Genomic DNA, 21,614 nt, shown 5'->3' on the forward strand with positions numbered 1-21,614 from the left:
TATCATTTATATTACTTTATAAGGATAGTGTCAATTTGCCTATCAACTTTCTAACGCAAAATAAGATACTTTTATATTAAGAAACCCTGCTGATCATTGGCTAACGCCAGTAAATTTCAAATCAGCCATTTTGTAACTTTCTTTGAAGCTGCCCTTGCCTATTACTGATGGCGGTAGTTGTCGTTTAATATTTGATGGTTTTTTCATGTTTATTTTTATTGATCCATAAGGCTTAACCACTTCGGTGAAGGCCCACAACTCAAGGTTGCCTTGCCAGTCTTTTGGTAAGGTCACAATTAGCTTATTTGATCGTGATCCAGAGGGTAAATGGCTTGAATACCACCCTGATTGCTGTTTTGGCTCAATGAAGTCCTTATCAACCTTAGTGCCTTCAAATGCCATTGTAAGGGCTTTTTTATCAAGTTCGACTTTAGGTAAAGGTAAGGTGCTTGCAACTAAATCTTTATTGGTTAACAACAGGCCAATTTCAACCGACTCAGTTGATTGACCGGCATCTAATTCAATAATTAACTGCGAAGCAGATTGTTGTAAAATACGATATTTAAGTTTGTCAGATTGCTTATTTTTTACTGCGGGTATGTTATTTAAGTCCAGTGCTTGCCCATTTTGTGAAACTGCATGTATTTGCTCAATATTTAATAATTCTGGTTTTAATTGAGATGCAAAATAATGAATATTCCAGTCCCCGTTACTGCCCTGTGTTGAATAAAACGGTACACCAGCTAACAATGGTTGCTGACTATCTTTAGCAGCATAAATTTCATAGATGCTGGTTTCATAACCGTCTAAATCTAAGGTAATAGTATCACCATCTTGGTAGCTGTCTTTTGATAGATACTGGTAAGGATAGGTTTTTTCTAGTAATAACTGATCTGAATGTTTAGACATGCCCATTGCTGGAGATAAGTTTATGCTGATTTTTTGTGGGTAATGTGCGGGGTTACGAACTGCAATAATACCTTTATTTTTGTCAAAATGAACGTATGCATATGCCTGGCCTTGAGCTGGATCGCCCCCTACCATTTCTGTATTCATTAATAAGGTAAAATTTTGTTTGGCCCAAAGCATTGATTGGGCAAGAACACGCCATTCGTCATCACTCATTATATCTGGACTGGTATACAACTCATACATTGAAACGCCGCGAGCAAAATACAACATGGCATTATCGGTAAATTTATCTAGTGGTTCATTAACATGTAAATTTTCGAGTTTCCCTTTAATTATTCCATGAGTCATCATGTTACTAACTGGAAACCATAAGTTTTTATGCTTGAGATCATCATACAGAACACTGTCTCGATAGGTAATTGAGGCATCTCGTCGGTTTATGGATGGCACACTCGCATAACCATAATCTTCGCCTTGCATCCATATTTGATTAGCATGCATTAACCACCATGGACTTAGCCAAGTTCCAGAAGTAATACTGTGATATACATTTGGATTAATCTCAGTGACCTTATCGATAACATCAATTACGGTATCAAGCACTGCTGTTTGTGAATATAAACCTATTGGATGGCCATGGTCAGTTTCATTACACGAAAATTGAATACCGTCCCACTTATAATAATTCACACCCTGTTGGGTAAATTCAATATTACGACTCTCAAAGGCATGACGATATCGTTGTCCCGCTAAACAAAGTTGCGCTCCCCCCCATTTTTTTTCTTCACCTGTTACTTCAAAACCATTATCTCGATACCAATTTATGCGCTGCATACGATCGGAATAACCACCAGTAGGCCCAAACCACATGCCCAAATCCGTTTGGTTCCTATTTAAATTAGTTACTAGGTTGGAAACGCCGTCGGGGAAGTCATCAGGACGTATTTTCCAGTCGCTGCCATAAATATCCCAACCATCATCAAGAACAAAAGCATCTAAAGGCAATCCATAGGGGTCGATAAATTTTTTCTTGATGAGATCGTAAAGTCTATTAACGTTACTTTCACTCATATAATCGATATCAGCTAATGACTCAACATATTGGCCCACTGTGTATCCTCTGCCACGTAAATCATACCAACTGTTATACAAGGTGTACGGCTTAAGCGGTTGTGATTTTATGTCATTCAGATATCCCATAAAGCCGTGTTTAACAAGTTTGTCAGGTGTTAACCCGATCACCACAGGGTTACTTTGATAACCTTTAGCCGATAGTTTTTGACCAACAAAGCGTTTACTAGACATCCGAAAATCGCCACTTTTATCTGCAACAATAGTATTTGTGCCTGCTGGATACTCTAAGCCAAAAAACAAACCATTTTGACTGAATGCAACCCCTACAGGCTGGCCAAATCCGCCTTGATTAACGATGTCAGTAGTACTTGTATTGTGGGAGATCAGATTGGCATCTAATGGCTTAATTAGGTGTAATAAATGTTTGTGATAAATAGGATCTTTAATCAAAATACTGCGTTTTAGATAATAGGTATTAGGCAATATTTGATAGCTTAACTGTAATGTTAAGTGTTGGTTTATTCCTGCGAAATTAAGCTCTAATCTTTCCCCTCCATCAAGGGTTTTATTGATGGAATGGTTAACAAATTCAAAGTCTTTCTTAGATAAATTAGCAGGGTTATCACCGTGGTTGCTTTTGCCCGGTGGTAACCAATCTGCCCAAACAATTTCAAGTGCAAAATCGGCGTTAGTAACAACAGGGGGTGGGATATTGTTGTTTATTGCTAGCGCTTCTGTCAGTAGTTGGCCATCAGCAATAGTTATGGAGTAGGTTATATTTTCATTTTTAATCTGAATAACTTGCTCAGTAACTGATGGTAATGCCCAACTAACGTTTATTATTTGTGGAATAAAAAAAGTGAGTAATAGAAAAAAATGTTTTTTCATAATATAAATTCAACGCCATACCATTGTAGTATTTATATTATTATTTGACATTAGTTAAAATACAACGTCTATTTATTCGATAAAAATTCCTGATACAGCATAAGCAGATGTGCGGCACTCCAACTAAAGTTGCTAGCTCCCTGAACATCACCCGTTTCAGGATTGTAATTTTCTCTAATTGCGCTATTCCCACTTAAGCCCTGTGCATTATCAAATAATTTTTCAGCTAATTGTTTTGCTTCATTTTGGTAGCCGTAGTTATCTAAAGCAATTAAACCAAAGTAGACTTGATCTAACCAAACACGTCCCCGCCAATATATATCAGGATCATATGCAGGGTTAGTTTTTGCAGCGGTTGCTAGTGGAACTTTAGTATTAAATTCCAATGGATCTAACATAACGTTTTTAACTTTAGCTGCTTTTTCTTTGTCAGCGATATTAGCCCATAACGGACTCCAACCCTCGGGACCTTTACCTCGTTTTGTTAATAACTTACCAACACAGCCATCTATGTTACTTGTATCTGATGCTAAAAAGGAACGGTCATAATAAAAGCCAGAATCATTATCAAAAAAGCATTGATTAATACGTGCTGATAACTGTATGGCGGATTGTTGATATTTTTCGGCTTGTTTTGGATGTTTAAGTAAATTCGCCATTTTCGCCAATAGTGTTTTTTCATGGGCTAAATAGGTATTTAATTCAACCGACTCTTGATTGATTGAAAAGCCTAATAAAGTGCCGTTTTTGGTTCTATTTTCATAGAATAAAACTTGCCAATCTTGGCGAGCTTGCTCAACATTACCTTGATAGTGTTGTTGGGCATATTCAATCAGTTGTTCTGAACTAATAAAACCAAACCGAGCGGCATTATCCATACCCGATTCCCATGCGGTACCATGTTGAGCACCTATATCAATATTATCGTAATGCCCCTCAGTAATAATTTTATGATATAGGGCCATATCTGCACACTGATACCAATTGTCTGGCGCTTTTTGGCATTGAGCTAGATCAACTTCCTTTTTATTAGGCAAGCTGTTGTACTGCACGCTAAAACTGATATTACCGTTTTTATCATTATGAAAACGGTGTTTAGTCGCGCCATATTCAATTAAACCATTATTGTTGTGGTCTCTATTGCGATACCACCACTGATGATACTTTTCTAATTTTGGAAACATCTCTTGGATGAAACTTAAATCCTTGGTTTCTTTGTATATTTCCCATACTGCCCAACTAGCAAGGGGTGGCTTAGTATTTCTTTCGTTCCAATTACCACCATCACCTCCGCGTGTTTGATCTTTATTATAAAAAATAGCATCAATAATCATACCTTCATCGATGGATCTTACTTTATCATCAGGTTTTATTTGGTAATCAAACATAGCGCGGACATTGGCTTTAGCAATATCAGGAGCAAAATGTGCCATGGCATAGGCATGTTTCCAACTGTCCCAGGCCCAAAAACCATTAAACCATCTAGCGGTTACTGAAGGAGACACACCATCATGAAGTATGCTTCCAGCGGCACTTCGCCAATTTCCAATTAAAGTTTCTATTGCTTTTGTAGCAACCAGTTGTTCCTTTTCTGTTCTTTGACCAATGCCATCATGCAAACCTTTTGCAAAGTATTGCTCCCATCGTTCAATAGAGGCGTTTAGATATTTTTCTGGAGATAATAGCGTCGAAGATATTAGTCCCTGCTCTTTCTGAGCCTCCTGATTATTGTGAAAATAGCTTTGCGTTGTATAAATTTTTGTTGATTTTTGTGCGGACAATTTCACATGAGCTGCGCTTTGGTAATTCAGCCCAATTTGGTTAACCTTTGTTGTTGTTGGTAATGAACGAGATATTTGATAGCTAGAGGTTTTACTGGTTAATATATCCCATTGAGAGCGAACTTCATCAAAATGATAAAATATACTATTAGCATCATTAGTAATTGCCCGGCCCCATTTAGGTAAAGCTTGTTCAACGGTTTTTTTATCGTCCCATTGGGAGAGCAATTCACCTTGCCAAACTAGCTTAAATATTTGTTCTTCGCCGGAAGTGTTATCTATTTTTGTTTCAATAAGTGCCGTTCTGTTACTCACAAAGCGCAAGGTAATAGTCAGCGATATATGTTTAAAAGTATATTGTTGTATCAGAGCACCTGGTTGAGAATAGTTGTTAACTATAGCGTCTTCAAAACGAAGTTTTTTATTGGTATTAACATCAATAATGCTAAGTTTTTCTAAACTCTCCGCAATATATAATCCATATTCTTGGGCAATGATCATTGGACCTGTAAAGGCCCCATAGTGATTTTTATTCTCTGGCAGCAAAAAACCATGCCATGCGCCAAAATCAAAAAACGGATTAAACTTCTGATTTTTATATTGATCGTAATCTTTATGTTGTTTTGGCGTTCCTGTGCGATCAATTGCGTTTTTTATAAAGGTGGATAAGTGAATGTTTGCAGTGCCATTATTATTTTCCACGAAGGCGCCTGTAGATGTTACTGCGCCTGAAACGATAGAAAAAAACAATAGTAATAAAGTAACTAATTGAGGTGATCCAATTTTTAATTTTGTCATCATTTAATATTTAACTTTATGATTAGGTTAAGTAAACCGCGCTAGCGAACCAGAATTGCATTATTCAAATAGTATAATGTTTATTCCCCTGCCATTACCACTAATATTATTTGTATGATAAATATTGCAATATGATTTTTCACACCTTACCATGGTTGAAGATTGTCGTGTAATAGCAAAAATTGCTACTTACAGATTTTTCTACCAGCAGTAGATAATGGAATTGTCTTACATTTTTGAGCAAATGAAGTTGCTCGTTTTTTATTAAAACAGGGAGCGAATCTGAACGTTTAGTACTACATAAATAGTTCAATTGAATCGTATTATGCAAGAGACACATATTTGGCTCAGAGCTGAAACTAAACCACATGAACAAAGAACAGCATTATCACCAAGATGTGCTGAACAATTGATAAATGCGGGATGTAAAGTATCCATTGAATCATCTTCTCAAAATATTTTTCAACAATCTTTATATGAAAATCTACCGTTAGAAATAGTGCCAAAGGGGAGTTGGATAAATGCTCCCAAAGAAGCGTTTATTTTAGGATTAAAAGAGTTACCAGAAGATGACTTTCCATTAATTCACCGGCACATCTATTTTGCCCATGCCTATAAAGAACAAGCTGGATGGCAAACATTGCTTACACGCTTTAAAAAGGGCGCTGGGAAACTCTATGATTTAGAGTTTTTATTAGATGAAAATAATAGAAGGGTAGCAGCCTTTGGCTATTGGGCTGGTTTTTCTGGGGCAGCGCTTGCCGTTTTGGCATGGGTAAATCAGCAAAAAGATATAGCTCCCCCATTAGAAAATTTGAATTCTTATCAAAATAAAAAAGCCTTAATTCTAGCGTTGCAAGAAGCCCTCAGTAGTTGCTTGATAAAACCTAAAGTATTAGTGATGGGAGCAAAAGGAAGAAGTGGCTCTGGTGCCGCAGATTTAGCCAAAGAACTCGCTTTAGAAGTACTTGAGTGGGATATGGCTGAAACACAAGCAGGAGGTCCATTTAAAGAAATTATTGAACAAGATATTTTTGTCAATTGTGTTCTGGTTAACCAAGATTTACCACCTTTTATCACCACTGATTTGTTAAATAAATCATCACGTAAATTGTCAGTGATTGTTGATGTTAGCTGTGATCCTTACGGTAGCTACAATCCATTGCCAATATATCATCAGTGTACAACCTTTAAATCTCCTTGCTTACGTCTTAACCAAGATAAGGTACTCGATTTAATTGCTATTGATCATCTTCCCTCATTACTTCCTAAAGAAAGTAGTGAGGATTATGGCCAGCAACTATTAACACATTTATTAACATTACGCGATACGCAACAAGGAGTGTGGCCAAACGCACTCGCCTTGTTTGAACAAAAAATAAGGGAGCTTTAATTTTGACTACAACTCATACTATACATTGGTTAGGTGCGGGACTGTCTTCAGCACCAGGTATCATTGCATTGGCGAAAAAATCATCCGCGATTATTGTTTGGAATCGTAGTCTCGATAAAGCAAAAAGTGCACTAACAAATAACGAAATAGAAATTGATGTTCGCCAATTAGACTGGCAAGCACTTGCTTCAACTGTAAAACCTGGAGACTTACTTGTTTCTATGTTACCAGCCACTTTGCATATTGAAGTGGCTGAATTTTGCTTAAAACATAAAGCCCACTTTGTTTCAAGCAGCTATATATCTGAACAGATGCAAGCTTTACATTCGCAGGCGCAAGACGCTGGCCTATGTTTTGTTAACGAAGTGGGATTAGATCCAGGCATAGATCACTTATTAGCGCATTTACTAGTGGATGATTACAAAAAAAGCGCTCAGTTCTCCCCTGACAACCAACATTACTTTCGTTCATATTGCGGCGGCTTCCCTAAAGTAGCCAACGAATTTAAATATAAGTTTAGTTGGTCGCCATTAGGCGTGTTAAAGGCATTAAAATCACCGGCTAAATGGCGAGAAAACGGTGAAGTACAAAATTCTACGGCACCTTGGTATGCGTTATCTCAATATAAAGCATTATTATCCCATGGTTACGAAACCTTCCAAGCTTACCCTAATAGAGATTCTTTACCGTTTCTGAAACAATATCACTTTCAAGATAATTGGGATGTACAGCAGTTCGTTCGTGGTACATTACGATTAAATGGCTGGTCATCAGCGTGGCGCCCTTTGTTCGATGAAATAGAAAATTTGGATAGTGTAAATGGTGAACAACGTTTACAAGCCATTAGTAAAGAGCTTGAAGATAAATACAGTTATCAGCAAGGTGAAGCTGATAGAGTGGTTATGTGTGTTGAATTAGAAGTTCAACAAGCGGGTAAAGTTGTTTGGCATAAAAGTTATCATCTAGATAGCCAAGGTAACGAAGACGGACAAGCTATGGCGCGACTGGTTTCTTTAACTGTAAGTCTAGCGATTGAAACTGTGTTCGAAGGTAAAATACCCACGGGAGTGAGTGCGGCACCTGATAAGCCTGAGCAAATTAGTCAATGGCTCAGTACATTGACTTCTCTTGGTGAGTCGATTGGATCACATAACCATTTGTAAAATAAGTAACTCCCATGGCTATTAAATTTTAATTTAATAGCCATTTTCGTTTATAACGCTACAAAAACGGCAGAAACTTTATGTTAGCTCATCCAAAAAAACCGACTTTATTTGATGCTCTTATACCTATTTCGGTGTTACTTATCTTGCTTTTTTTAGCGGTTTATTTTTTTGGTGATGACTCATCCTCCGGCCCCAACCAAATTGCATTACTATTATGTGCTGGCATCGCAACGCTGGTCGGTCTAAAAAATGGCTACAAACGTAAAGAGATAGAAGAAGGAATTGTAAAAGGTATTAGTTTAACCCTAGGAGCCATATTAATTTTGCTCGCTGTAGGGTCACTTATTGGCACTTGGCTTTTAGCAGGAACAGTACCAAGCATGATCTATTTTGGCTTACAAATATTGGAGCCACAGTACTTCTACATTAGCTGTAGCATAATTTGTGCATTAGTGGCTCTGTGCATTGGCAGTAGCTGGACAGTCGCAGCGACCATAGGTGTTGCATTGATGGGGGTCGCTACAGGTATAGGTGCATCGGGTCCCATCACTGCAGGCGCTATTATCAGTGGTGCCTACTTCGGTGATAAACTCTCGCCTTTATCAGATACAACCAATCTTGCCCCTGCCATTGCTGGCACCGATTTATTTGTGCATATCAAAAACATGCTGTGGAGTACTATTCCAAGCTTTGTTATTACCTTAGTGATATTTTTCTTTTTAGGGCTCAATAGTGGTGAACATGCCTCTTCAAAACAAATTGAACAATTACTTGTTAGTTTAGAAAATGAATTTTTTATTGCTTGGTATTTATTACTGCCTCTTGTTTTCACCTTGACCCTTGCGGTAAGAAAAATCCCAGCCTTCCCAGCCATTGGTCTTGGTGCAATTATGGGGGCTATATGGGCAGTTCTGTTTCAACAAGATTTAATTTTGTCTTATGCACACGATGGTTTATCACTAATAGAAACCAATATTAAAGTTGTGTGGCAAGCAATGTATGCCGGCGTAACATTAAATACAGGTAATGAGGTGATTGATAAATTATTAAGTGGTGGTGGTATGGGCTCAATGTTAAATACAATTTGGCTTATTATATCGGCGATGACATTTGGCTCAATCATGGAAAAAATAGGGTTACTTGAGCGTATTGTAAAAAGCCTAATGAGTGTTACGAAAAGTACTGGTGCATTAATTTCAACCACTATAGTCACTGCCTTTGGCACTAATTGCATCGCAGCAGACCAATACATCGCCATAGTTATGCCTGGTAGAATGTTTAAAGAAGAATATAGACGACGGGGCCTAGCCCCTGAAAACTTGTCCAGAGCTTTGGAAGATGGTGGAACAGTAACCTCTCCACTTATTCCATGGAATACGTGTGCCGCTTATATGCAGTCAGTATTACTGATTAACCCTCTTGAATATGCCATGTATTGTTTCTTTAATTGGCTGTCTCCCATCATAGGTATTGCCTGTGCGTTGATAGGTTTCAAAGTAAAGGCACTGGTAGTGCCTGCAAAAGAGGCAACGACAATCGAAGTTAGTAAAAAAAGCATCAATAGCTTAGAAACAGAAGTTGTATAATTAATCTACCTTGTACTGAATCTTTTGAATAACGATAAAGCTTAGTTTTATTCGTTAACTTCAACACATGATAAGCGGCATTATATTTGTTCTTCATTCTGATAGCTTCATGAGGAACAAAGATAACAATTGAATAGCGATAATTCTTTAATCTGATGGCGCTTATCATGCCAATAATATGGCCATCCTAAGCTGAATTTTTAGATACTAAACAAGGCCAAGACTGCAAGTTTGTCTGACACACTGCTCATACAAAAATACCATAGTCTAAACGGCTTGTTTAGAGCATGGTATTTCAATGAAAATTTAGTAGCTTAGATGTCGAACTTAATACCTTGTGCTAAGGGTAGTTCAGTAGAATAGTTGATGGTGTTGGTTTGGCGACGCATATAAGCTTTCCATGCGTCAGAGCCTGACTCACGACCTCCACCGGTTTCTTTTTCACCACCAAAAGCACCACCAATTTCAGCACCAGAAGTACCAATATTGATATTGGCAATACCACAATCAGAACCCCAATGAGACAAGAAGATCTCAGCTTCACGCAAATGGTCAGTAAAAATGGTGGACGATAAGCCTTGCACTACATCATTTTGAATTGCGATAGCATCTTCTACTTCACCGGAATACTTCATTAAATAAAGGATCGGGGCAAATGTTTCATGTTGCACCATATCAAAATGATTTTCAGCTTCAACTATTGCTGGCTGAACGTAACAACCGGACTCATAACCTTCACCTGATAACACTTCTCCACCACAAAGCAACTTTCCACCTTGAGCTTGAGCTTTAGTTAATGCTTCAGTAAACATTTTCACGGCTTGTTTATCAATCAATGGGCCTACATGGTTGTTTTCGTCCATAGGGTTGCCAATTTTTAAACCGCTGTAAGCTTTTACCAGTACTTCTTTAACTTGTTCGTACATATCTTCATGAATAATAACTCTACGAGTTGAAGTGCAACGTTGGCCTGCTGTGCCTACGGCGCCAAAAACAGTTGCAGGGATGGCAACTTTTAGATTGGCATTAGGCGTAAAAATAGCAGCGTTATTACCGCCCAATTCTAAAATAGATTTACCAAATCTAGCTGCAACACTTGCTCCTGCATGGCGACCAACGCGAGTTGAACCAGTTACAGACATTAAAGGAACACGTTTATCATGCAACATGCTTTCGCCTATTACGTCGCCTTCACCGATCACAATAGAAAAAATGCCTTCCGGTAAGTCATTTTGTTGTAAAACGTCTTTTAATATATTTTGACAAGCAATAGCCGTTAGTGGGGTTTTCTCAGACGGTTTCCAAACGGTAACATTGCCACAAATTGCTGAAATCATTGCATTCCATGCCCAAACGGCAACGGGAAAGTTAAACGCTGAAACAACACCAACGATGCCAAGAGGATGATATTGATCATACATACGATGCAGAGGGCGCTCAGAATGTAATGTCGACCCATCAAGTTGACGAGATAAACCTACAGCAAAATCGCAAATATCGATCATCTCTTGCACTTCACCTAAACCTTCTTGCAGCGACTTTCCCATTTCGTAAGAAACTAATTCGCCAAGTGGTTGTTTATAATCCCGTAATTTATTACCTATTTGTCGAACAATATCACCGCGATTAGGAGCAGGAACTTTACGCCATACTTTAAATGCATCTTGCGCAGTAGTAATGACATCTTCATAGTCTTGTTTTGAACATTGATAAACACTGGCAATGGCTTTGCCATCAGCAGGAGATGAAATATCAAATTGTCCATTGCCGCAGGTACTTAACCATTTCAGCCCTGTTGACGCGCCATAGTTATTGGCATTAATACCTAAAGTTTTCAAAAAGTTCATAATGTCCTATTTATTATGTTGGTTAATCCTTTTCGGATCGGAAGATAATGATTAGTGACTCAGTACAGCTAAACCTAATTCAAGCACATTAATAAATTTATCCGCGTCACCAGAATTGAATGCCAATGGCGGCTTTATTTTTAGAATATTGTAGAATGGGCCTTCTGTACTAAGCAAAATATGATGTTGTTTGAAGTGTTCAATCAACCAAGAGGTTTTATCTGTTGCGGGCTGTTTTGTAGTACGATCTTCAACTAATTCGACACCAATAAATAAACCTTTACCACGTACATCACCAATAAGCTCAAATCGTTGTTTAAGCTTATTTAATTGATCTTGGAAGTATTGCCCTGTCGTTAATGCATGATTTTGTAACTGTTCTTGTTCTATAACGTCAAGCACAGCGATACCAATGGCACAAGAAACCGGGTTGCCGCCAAAGGTATTAAAATATTCCATACCGGTAACAAAAGCATCGGCAATTTCTTGGGTTGTAATAACCGCAGCCATCGGGTGACCATTGCCAATAGGTTTACCTAAAGTAACAATGTCAGGGATAACATTTTGTGTTTCAAATGCCCACATATGTGAGCCAACACGGCCAAAACCGACCTGCACTTCATCAGCAATACAGACCCCACCAGCTGCGCGGACATGAGCATACACTTGTGTCAAATAACCATCAGGCATAATGATTTGCCCGGCAACACCTTGCAGTGATTCGCAAATAAACGCACCTGGCTTTTTGTTATTTAGTGCAAGCTGCTCAATCGTTTCTTTAACACTATTAGCATAAGCCGTTGCAGCGTCTGAATTGTTGCCTAAAAACTCTCCGCGATAAGGATCCGGTAGAGTCACTTTGTGCACGTATGCGGGAGCACCTTCGCCGCCAGGTCCATCAAATTTATACGGGCTGGCTTCAATACAAGCATTAGTATTGCCATGATACGCGCCGTCAACTACCAGTAACTCTCTGGACTTGGTAAAACATCGGGCTAAACGAAAAGCCAATTCATTTGCTTCACTACCTGAATTAACCAACATACATACCGACAGTTTATCCGGCATAGTAGCCAATAATTTATCTGCATAATTAACGATGTTGTCATGTAAATAACGGGTATTGGTGTTTAATTTGGCCAATTGAGCCTGACCAGCAGCTACAACTTTAGGGTGGCAATGTCCGACATGACAAACATTATTAACCATATCTAGATAAGGCACACCTTGCTCATTAAACAAATAAGCGCCCTGCCCTCGCACCATTTTTAAAGGCTGCTGGTAACTTAAACTGAGTGTTTTACCTAAATGCTTTTTACGATAATTAATAATCTCAGCAGCGGATTGACCGCTATCAACTGGCAACTGGCAAGCCAAGCGTAACTGGCATAATACTGCATAAGAATTAACTGCACTTAACTGCTCAAGCAACTGCCACGCGGGCTGTACCGAAACTAATAAATATTCATTGTCAGGTTGTTGTTGTATGGCTAATGCTGCGTTGCACACTGTGGTACACAAGCGAAGGGCGATCAGCGAATACAACACTTCTAGCTCGACATCCAATAAAGGACGAATTTTATGATATCCCGCAACAATCGAAGTTAAAGCGCTAAGTATATCTTCATGTACGCTTTTTTCGCCCATTAAGGCATAAGCACAAGCAATGGCTAATTCATTCACGATATGACTGTGAACCATGTCACCAAAATCGATCAGTCCTGATATCTTATTTGGGGTATTTATATCATCGATAAGCAAATTGTAATCATTGGCGTCATTATGGATAACACCCTGAGGTAATTGAGACAACACCGGCATGGTTTGTGTTTGGTAAAGCGACAGAAACTTGTCTACTAAGTTAACTTGTTGGGGGTTGAGTAAATGTTTTTTACTCATACAAACACGATAACCTTGGGCTAAATCCCAATCTAAATAACGAAACGCACCTGGGTGTTGGAAATCTGCCAAAGCCAAATCGATATTACCGATAAACTGCCCTAAATCAGTCCAAAGCGCCCTACTATGAGTATTGCTGTTAGCATCAGCATAAAATTTTCCGGGGATAAAAGTTAATACACGTAAACAAAAGCTTTGTTTACTAACATCAGTGATGATTGAAATATTATCACCCTGAATATTATTTACAGCACAGGGCACAGCACATTGTTTGTGAGTTAAATGTGCCATGGCTGCGTTTTGCATTTCAAGCTCAAGTTTTGGCTCAACCGCATTGGCTATTTTAACAATATACTGTTTGCCGTCATCGGTGTTTAGCAACAAATTTTGATCGCAATAACCTGGCAACTTTTTCAACTGTCCTGATAATTTATACTGTTGCAGTAGTAGCTCAATAACTTGGGCATTTGAAAATTCTGGCGTTTTTGCTGTTGTCATATCTGCCTCATAGCAGCTTAATTAACATTGGATTAAGCTGCCTTTACATTACTTTGATTATTTTAGGTTCACAGTACGAGCGAGTGCCGCTGTATTAGTTGTTGATTGGCTAAAAGGCACCATGGTGAATCCATATTGATAACTTTTAGCCGGGATTGTGTATTGTTGGTGCACTAAGCGCCCCCAAGAGGTATCTCCACCCACACCCATTTGTTTATGATCGATGTTTACCGTGACTAAATCTCTTATGGGAGTTTCAGCACCGTGTTTGGTGGTAACTGGAACTAAACCTGAAGCTGATTCTGAACCATCTTTACCCGCAATAAAGTCGATATCACTTTGTTTATAAGGCCAAACACTAGTACTAAGGGCTTCATCACCTACCGCTAGCAATCCTAAGCCATCATCATTTTTTAACGCAATCCAACGGACATCGGTTTTATTAGCATTTTCTTGCGGACGAGAATAATGGTGAATTTGGTCTTTGACCAAGGATCGATATAAAGATATTTTTGCGGATGTTTTTCTATCAGCATAAGTTTCATAAGGGCCACGACCGAACCATGACAATTTTTGGAATTCACCAGGCATAGTTAACTGCATACCCAAACGTGGAATGTTAGGTAACTCTTGCCCCTTGGCTATATCTAAATGACTTTCAACATGTATTTGGCCATCATTATTAATATCATATTCAACCTGATAATGACCTTTGAAAGCACTATTTTTATAGAGCGCGACAACCTTATAACCCGTAGCCACTTTTTTTGTTTTAAATGTTTCTAGTATTAAGTTATCACTGGCGGTTTGCCACATCGCCGCCCATTTTTGCATACCGTTACCAAGATCATTATCCGTTGGCGCTCGCCAAAAGTTAGCCACTAATGGTGTTTTGATTAATGCAGTATTTAAATGGCTGTAACCAGTGAGCCATCCGCTATTTTTATTAAAGGTTATTTGGGTATCACCATTATCAAATATTAAAGTATGTTGATTATCTTGTTTAATATCTATCAGCGCTGCATTTACTACAGCTTGTTTATGTCGCTGTTTAATGGGCAACTTAAACTGCTCATAAGCTAGTTCATGTCCCGCACTTAACAACCCCTGAGGCTCACGTAATACAGCACTTAAGGTGATAAAATATTCTTTATCATCACTTTTGGGTAGCTGAGGGAGGGACAACTTAATTGTTGATTTTTGACTTGGCTTTGTTGCCGGCAATGCTTGTTGTCCTTGTGCGAATAACTCACCATCGGCCTTAACTTTCCAATACAAATCATATTGCGCAATATCAATAAAATCGTATCTATTTTCGACTATATATTCTTGTTTATTCAGGTTTTTCTCGCTAAAACGAATAGCTTGATACACTTTTTTTACTTCATAAGCATGTGGATGTGGCTGACGATTAGGATCCATTAAGCCATTATTTAAGAAATTTCCGTCACTAGGCAAATCAGGATGAAAATCCTTACCGTAGGCCCAATATTTAACGCCGTCTTCGTTGGTATATTCAAGTGATTGATCAACCCAATCCCAAATAAAGCCACCTTGAAGAACGTCGTATTTTTCGATGACTTGCCAGTAATCTTGTAAATTACCCACAGAGTTCCCCATCGCATGAGCGTATTCAATCATTATACCTGGGCGAGTTGGGTTCGACTTAGCGTATTTTTCCAACCTTTCAATAGAAGGATACATAGGCGCAAATACGTCAGTATAATGTTCTTCTCCGGCAGGCTCATATTGTACTAAACGACTACTGTCATTATCTTTAAGCCATTGATAGGTTGCTTCAAAAACTTTACCTTCACCCGCTTCATTTCCTAATGACCAAATAATGATAGAAGGATGATTTTTGTCGCGCTCAAACATACGCTGAGTGCGATCTAAGTGAGCAGGTAACCAAGAAAGTTCATTACCTATCTGGGTTTTCTCATTGATGGCCAATGGATGGGATTCAATATTGGCTTCATCTATTACATATAAGCCATATTTATCCGTAAGCTCATACCAATAAGGGTCATTTGGGTAATGGCTTGAACGAACAGCATTAATATTAAATTGCTTCATCAACTTAATATCTTGTTCCATTGACGCTTTGGTCACTACATGGCCATTTTGTGGATCTGTTTCATGGCGGTCTACACCACGTATTGTGATCGCTTTTCCATTAACGGTGAGTTGACTATTAACCACGGCTATATGTCTAAAACCAATCTCATCTTGGATTGACTCAATAATATTTCCGTTCTCATCTTTTAGGTTAATCAATAGCGTATATAAATTAGGTGTTTCTGCAGACCACAGTGCTGGAGCGTTTACCTTACCTTTCAACGATAGTTTTGTTGTTTCAGTAGCCGCCATTTTTACTTTTTGTTGTTGCTTAAAGACAACTTGCATATCTGCACGGGGATCTAATAATTGCAGCTCAACCGATTGGCTAGTTTTTGTTTTCCCATAATTTTTTAAGGTAACGTCGACAGCCAGTGTGCCTTCGCGGTAGTTTTTATTTAGCGTAGGTTTAGCGTGAAAATCAAAGACATGTTGTTTTGGAGTGGCATATAAATACACATCCCGTTCAATCCCCGAAATACGCAACATATCTTGGCTTTCTAAATAACTGGCGTCTGTCCAGCGACGAATTTGCAAGGCCAACAAATTGTTATCGGATTTTAAGTAAGGGGTTAAATCAAACTCTGCAGGTGTTTTGGAGCCTTGGCTAAACCCCACCTTTTCTCCATTTAACCACACATCTAACGATGATTTAGCTGCACCAATATGTAAGAACACTTGGTTGTTTTCCCATGATTTAGGTAAGTTAAAAGGCTTACGATATGAACCTATGGGGTTATAGTCTTTTGGCGCATCAGGCCATGTGGTGGTAAAAGGAAAACGCTCATCTAAATATATGGGAAACCCAAAACCTTCAACTTCCCAATTCCCAGGTACAGGAATTCTAGACCATTCACTATCGTCAAACCCCGTCAGTTCAAAGCCCTTAGGTTTATTTATAGGGGATTTTTGCCAATTAAATTTCCATACACCATTGAGTAAGAGGAAATTACTACTTAGTTCTTTTTTGTTTTGTAACGCCGCTTGTGGGGTTTTAAAAGGAAAAAGTGTCGCATGAGGCGCTTCTTTGTTTATCCCAAACACCTGATGATCTTCCCATGGCTCCCGTTCTTGGGCATTAACGCCTAGCTGAATAAATACTAGCGTCAAAATAATGATGGTTAGTCGTATTGATTTCATTATAAATCTTAAGCAAAATAACAATAGTATTTATAATACAATTAAAGAAATTAGAAGCAAGAGATTTTTAAGTATTGTTAGAAATTAATCCTGATATTCATAATAAACAATTTGTAAACTGCCAAAAATACAACTCTTTTTGATATGTACAAAATCAATACTAGTGTATTTGATGCGACTCACTTATCATACAATTAATTAAAATTTAGAAAACATCGAAGTATGGAATCATCACATCGAAACCTAACTCATCAACTGGTTCATGATTTGGGTAGGAAAATTACAGAGGGAATATACTCTGTAGGGGGACGTTTACCTTCTGAAGCTGATCTATGTGTACAGTTTAACATTAGTCGAACGGCAACCAGAGAAGCAGTAAAGATGCTAACGGCGAAAGGCTTAATCAGCTCCCGGCCTAGGCAAGGAATAACAGTTGCTGATTTTAAACATTGGAATCTATTTGATGCGGATGTACTTAATTGGATCCTATTAGGTAGGCCAGATCTTTATCTGTTAAGACATTTTTTACAATTGCGTTTAGCTATCGAAGCGGAAGCCGCTTATTTGGCCGCCCAAAATGCTAGTGAAGATGATTTAATTAACATTGAAAATGCATTAATTAGGATGAAGGATGCCACCACTGGGCAAGATGATACCCATGAAGCTGATATTGAATTTCACCAAAGTGTGATTTCGGCAACTAATAATCCATTTTTTAAGCAGTTGATAAACTTTATAACCACTGCACTAAAAGTTAATATTCGCTTCACTAATCGAATGATAGCCGTCACAGAAGATGAATATCAAGCCCATGTGGAGATTTTTGAATTCATTAAAAATGGAAACTCACAAGCCGCATTTGATGCCGCAATGGTGACACAAAGAGCAACAATAGCACTGGTCGATGCTCAGATAGTCGCGCTCGAAAATAAATCCTAACGACTCACTTTCTGTTTGTTTCTAAAATAATTTGATAAGGCCACTTAAAGTTTATTTAAGTGGCCTTTTTAATGACCTTATTAAATGAACGTATTGTATTATAAATAGTATCATTATATTCTTGTTGTATGGTTTACATAAGAATTTCAGTGACGCGTGTTAGAAATCAATCCAAATTACAAACACACTTTTGTTTATAAAACTATGTTTTCAAAAGTAACATCTCGCTCATATTCCCTCACGATTATTATGTATGGCCCCATTTGTTAGATGAACAACATGACCCAAAAATCACTCACCAAAAACCTAATATTTTTCAACTAAAAGCCGTTGATGGTGCACTTATTCATGTTAACTAACTGCCACATTCATATATGTAATGTGTTTGAATTTAATTACAAAAAAACAAGGTGAACTTATGAAATTAGCAATGTTTGATATAGGCGTATTTGTTGTCTATGTGATTGGTTTGTTATGTGTTGCATTATGGATCTCTCGCAGTGACAAAAAAGAGGGCGCTGATACAGAAGATTATTTTCTAGCCGGGAAGTCGTTACCATGGTGGGCAATTGGCGCTTCACTAATAGCTTCAAATATTTCAGCAGAGCAAATTATAGGTATGTCAGGATCTGGCTTTGTAGTCGGAATGGCGATTGCATCTTATGAATGGATGGCCGCAATAACATTAATATTGGTGGGTAAGTATTTATTGCCAATTTTTTTGAAAAATAACATTTTCACCATGCCACAATATTTGCAACAACGCTTTGACCATCGTGTAAAAACCACGTTAGCCTTGTTTTGGTTAGTTGTTTACATTTTTGTTAATTTAACTGCGGTTCTGTGGTTAGGAGGATTAGCAATAGAAACAGTAGCGGGCGTTGATTGGTGGTATGGCATGCTATTTTTGGCGGCGTTTTCAATTGCTTATTCTCTTTATGGTGGATTAAAAGCGGTTGCGTATACCGATATAATTCAAGTTGTTTTATTGATTTTTGGCGGCTTGTTATTAAGTTATCTCGCCTTAGATGCGGTTTCCGATGGCAAAGGGATGCTAGCAGGGTTTGGGGTTTTGACCACTGAATTACCTGGTCATTTCGATATGATTCTATCCCCTGATAACTCTCAATACACAAACTTACCAGGTATCTCAGTACTGGTAGGTGGTATGTGGGTTATGAACATATCTTATTGGGGATTTAATCAATACATTATTCAACGTGCGTTGGCTGCAAAAAACATCCAAGAAGCCCAGAAGGGCATTGCGTTTGCAGCATATTTAAAATTATTAATGCCAATTATTGTTGTATTACCGGGAATTGCAGCCGTAATACTTTATCCAAATTTATCAGCCTCAGATCAAGCATATCCGTCTATGATGGAGTTAATGCCTGTTGGTATTAAAGGCCTAGTATTTGCTGCGTTGGTTGCCGCCATAGTCTCGTCTTTGGCATCAATGACAAACAGTATCTCGACGATTTTTACCATGGACATTTATCGTCCTATGCAGCCTAATAAAACGCAGCATCATTACGTACAAGTTGGCCGTATAGCCACATTAACCTCTTTGATTATTGCTTTATTTATGGCGGAGCCTTTATTAGGCAAATTTGATCAAGCATTCCAGTATATTCAAGAATTTACAGGGGTATTTACTCCAGGTATTGTGGTTATTTTTCTGGTAGGTATGTTTTGGAAAAAAGCCACATCTCTTGGTGCATTATCTACTGCGATTGGCTCAGCAATATTTTCTTTTTCCTTGCGTATATTATGGCCAGAATTACCATTTATGGACAGAATGGGATTAGTCTTCTTTATCTGTTTGGCCACTATGGTTACGGTTTCATTGTTCTTTGGCCAAACAAAACCATCTACAGATACCAGTGTTAGTTTAAGTGACGTAAGTTTCGAAACAGAAAAGAGCTTTAATATTGCAGCCTTTGGAATAGTTATAGCATTAGCTTTATTGTATTCAATTTGGTGGTAATCCAGAGAAAAGATTAAGTTAAGCTTTTACAAAATAAATCAGACGAAAAGGAATTCGTTTGAAAATGCTAAGCACAGCTGTGCTCGCCAGATCACAAAAATACCCATAGGCGTTCACGTCCCTACAGTGCATATTTATTCATCTCCCCTCCAAACTTCACTACAGTTTCAAGAACATAAAACTAAATATTGAATAAAACTTGCACTATTTAAAACTCACTTGTACCATTACCACACATGGAACATATGGAGCACTTAAATTCCAATGCAAATAATCATAGATATTGATGATCCTGTACCCATTTTTTCTCAGTTAGTGGAACAAATTAAACAAGCTGTAGCAGGTGAAAAAATTCAACCCGGTGATCCCCTACCCTCTATCCGGCAACTAGCGAATGATTTAGATGTAAACAGCAAAACTGTTGCTAAAGCATATAAATTATTAGAAAGGGATGCGGTGATCCAGAGCAGAGGATATAGAGGGACCTTTGTACACCCAGAGGCAAAAGATAATTGCCAGATAGATATCAAAGCTTGGGCAACATCTCAATTTGAAGAATTTATCCTAGCAATGAGGGACGCTGGAGTCACTGACTCTGAGATGCGTATTACTTTTAACAATGTGCTAAATGGCAAATAAAATAACTTTTTTACTAAGCCAATTAGAGCAAATACTTTTATATATTAGAGGAAACAATAATGTGGATTGAACTCATATTTTACTTGGCTTTTGTTAGCCAAATACTACTAATTTCTTGTTATTATCCTAAACGAATCCTAGAACGGATGGACTTCGTATTTAAACATTGTCCATTTGAGACTCATAAGAAGCTTTATCCTAAGGGTTATGAAAAAACATTAGAAGGTAAAGTGACGTTTAAAGTGCTGAATCGCGCAATATTGGTTATTGGTGTGTTACTACTAACAGTATTTTTCGTCGGTACGTTTAATGGCACCATGCAATTAAATAAAATAAATTTATTACCTATGGCTTACGGTTTGCTGCAAGCTATTCCTTTCTTTATCATAGAAATTTCAGCTTTGAAACAATTCAAGTTAATGCGTAATTTGAATTCCGCAACCAAACGCCAAGCAGACCTTAATCCCAGAAGTCTATTTAATTATGTATCACCAGTTCGATTTTATGCTGCGGTAATTATGTTTTTTGTTTGTAGTTACATTATTTTTAGCTTTAATGATTTCGAAGTTTCCTTTGATGTAGCGGTATTAATGGGCTCTATGCTTTTGTGTAACGGGCTATTTGTTGGACTGGGTTATACGTTACTTCATGGCAAAAAGTTAGATCCGCACCAATCACCTAAAGACCGTCACATAATGACAACAGCCGCTTTCCATTCTTACACATCGGTCAGCATATTAGTGAGTGTATTTTTTATTCTAAACAGGAGTGTAGATCATTATGCTTTGGATGACTGGGAGGCATTATTTAACAGTCTTTATTGGCAAGTTCTGATGTTGGTTAGCACTGGAGCCGCACTCAAACTGACCAATCTAGAGAAAGTTAATTACGACGTTTATAAAACAACATCCTAGTCCTTGGACTGTTTTTGGTTTGAAATGGTGACAAT

Annotated in this window: 12 protein-coding genes; 7 read left to right on the top strand and 5 right to left on the bottom strand. The window is 38.0% G+C overall.

The window, feature by feature from the left end:
• Positions 1-93: 93 nt before the first annotated feature.
• Together GARC_RS25615 and ygjK are read right to left on the bottom strand one after the other, a co-directional pair.
• Entirely contained in the window at positions 94-2,874 is a 2,781-nt protein-coding gene (locus GARC_RS25615) for an alpha-galactosidase (RefSeq protein WP_007625998.1), read from the bottom strand.
• 68 nt (positions 2,875-2,942) lie between these two features.
• Positions 2,943-5,456 carry an alpha-glucosidase gene (gene ygjK, locus GARC_RS25620; protein WP_007625999.1) on the bottom strand — a complete coding sequence of 838 codons (2,514 nt, stop codon included), beginning with the start codon at positions 5,454-5,456 and terminating at the stop codon, positions 2,943-2,945.
• Positions 5,457-5,778: 322 nt separating this feature from the next.
• On the opposite strand from ygjK, the gene GARC_RS25625 reads away from it, so the two are divergent.
• The 3 genes from GARC_RS25625 to nhaC all read left to right on the top strand — a co-directional run bounded on the left by GARC_RS25625 (position 5,779) and on the right by nhaC (position 9,598).
• Positions 5,779-6,846 carry a saccharopine dehydrogenase gene (locus GARC_RS25625; protein ID WP_007626000.1) on the top strand — a complete coding sequence of 356 codons (1,068 nt, stop codon included), beginning with the start codon at positions 5,779-5,781 and terminating at the stop codon, positions 6,844-6,846.
• A 2-nt stretch (positions 6,847-6,848) separates the two neighbouring features.
• Positions 6,849-8,009 (top strand): saccharopine dehydrogenase family protein, encoded by a 1,161-nt coding sequence (locus GARC_RS25630; protein WP_007626001.1) that lies wholly within the window; start codon positions 6,849-6,851, stop codon positions 8,007-8,009.
• Between the two features lie 80 nt (positions 8,010-8,089).
• On the top strand, positions 8,090-9,598 hold the full coding sequence (gene nhaC / locus GARC_RS25635) for a Na+/H+ antiporter NhaC (RefSeq protein ID WP_007626002.1): 1,509 nt from the start codon (positions 8,090-8,092) through the stop codon (positions 9,596-9,598).
• Between the two features lie 314 nt (positions 9,599-9,912).
• Here the strand turns inward: nhaC and amaB are convergent, their stop codons facing one another.
• From amaB to GARC_RS25650, 3 genes are read right to left on the bottom strand one after another with little or no spacing between them, the layout of a single operon-like run.
• A complete protein-coding gene (gene amaB, locus GARC_RS25640; RefSeq protein ID WP_007626003.1) occupies positions 9,913-11,445 on the bottom strand; it encodes an L-piperidine-6-carboxylate dehydrogenase in 1,533 nt (510 codons plus the stop codon).
• A 51-nt stretch (positions 11,446-11,496) separates the two neighbouring features.
• Positions 11,497-13,842: an aminotransferase class III-fold pyridoxal phosphate-dependent enzyme gene (locus tag GARC_RS25645; RefSeq protein ID WP_007626004.1), complete on the bottom strand. Its 2,346-nt coding sequence runs from the start codon at positions 13,840-13,842 to the stop codon at positions 11,497-11,499.
• A gap of 57 nt (positions 13,843-13,899) precedes the next feature.
• Complete coding sequence (locus GARC_RS25650; RefSeq protein WP_007626005.1) at positions 13,900-17,100, bottom strand: glycoside hydrolase family 2 TIM barrel-domain containing protein; 3,201 nt, start codon at positions 17,098-17,100, stop codon at positions 13,900-13,902.
• A gap of 222 nt (positions 17,101-17,322) precedes the next feature.
• Between GARC_RS25650 and GARC_RS25655 the strand changes: the two genes are divergently transcribed.
• From GARC_RS25655 to GARC_RS25670, 4 genes are all read left to right on the top strand, one after another.
• A complete protein-coding gene (locus GARC_RS25655; RefSeq protein ID WP_039990547.1) occupies positions 17,323-18,039 on the top strand; it encodes a FadR/GntR family transcriptional regulator in 717 nt (238 codons plus the stop codon).
• Positions 18,040-18,457: 418 nt separating this feature from the next.
• Positions 18,458-20,026 (top strand): sodium/sugar symporter, encoded by a 1,569-nt coding sequence (locus GARC_RS25660; RefSeq protein ID WP_007626008.1) that lies wholly within the window; start codon positions 18,458-18,460, stop codon positions 20,024-20,026.
• A 264-nt stretch (positions 20,027-20,290) separates the two neighbouring features.
• Positions 20,291-20,665, top strand: coding sequence for a GntR family transcriptional regulator (locus GARC_RS25665; protein WP_007626009.1), 375 nt, complete (start codon positions 20,291-20,293; stop codon positions 20,663-20,665).
• A 59-nt stretch (positions 20,666-20,724) separates the two neighbouring features.
• Positions 20,725-21,579 (top strand): hypothetical protein, encoded by an 855-nt coding sequence (locus tag GARC_RS25670; protein WP_007626010.1) that lies wholly within the window; start codon positions 20,725-20,727, stop codon positions 21,577-21,579.
• Positions 21,580-21,614 lie beyond the last annotated feature (35 nt).

This window comes from Paraglaciecola arctica BSs20135, assembly GCF_000314995.1.
GTDB lineage: Bacteria > Pseudomonadota > Gammaproteobacteria > Enterobacterales > Alteromonadaceae > Paraglaciecola > Paraglaciecola arctica.

Coding starts and splice junctions, on each gene's coding strand:
- GARC_RS25655 (WP_039990547.1), top strand. CDS start 17,323: ATGGAATCATCACATCGAAACCTAACTCATCAACTGGTTCATGATTTG.
- nhaC (WP_007626002.1), top strand. CDS start 8,090: ATGTTAGCTCATCCAAAAAAACCGACTTTATTTGATGCTCTTATACCT.
- GARC_RS25650 (WP_007626005.1), bottom strand. CDS start 17,100: ATGAAATCAATACGACTAACCATCATTATTTTGACGCTAGTATTTATT.
- ygjK (WP_007625999.1), bottom strand. CDS start 5,456: ATGATGACAAAATTAAAAATTGGATCACCTCAATTAGTTACTTTATTA.
- GARC_RS25645 (WP_007626004.1), bottom strand. CDS start 13,842: ATGACAACAGCAAAAACGCCAGAATTTTCAAATGCCCAAGTTATTGAG.
- amaB (WP_007626003.1), bottom strand. CDS start 11,445: ATGAACTTTTTGAAAACTTTAGGTATTAATGCCAATAACTATGGCGCG.
- GARC_RS25660 (WP_007626008.1), top strand. CDS start 18,458: ATGAAATTAGCAATGTTTGATATAGGCGTATTTGTTGTCTATGTGATT.
- GARC_RS25665 (WP_007626009.1), top strand. CDS start 20,291: ATGCAAATAATCATAGATATTGATGATCCTGTACCCATTTTTTCTCAG.
- GARC_RS25615 (WP_007625998.1), bottom strand. CDS start 2,874: ATGAAAAAACATTTTTTTCTATTACTCACTTTTTTTATTCCACAAATA.
- GARC_RS25670 (WP_007626010.1), top strand. CDS start 20,725: ATGTGGATTGAACTCATATTTTACTTGGCTTTTGTTAGCCAAATACTA.
- GARC_RS25625 (WP_007626000.1), top strand. CDS start 5,779: ATGCAAGAGACACATATTTGGCTCAGAGCTGAAACTAAACCACATGAA.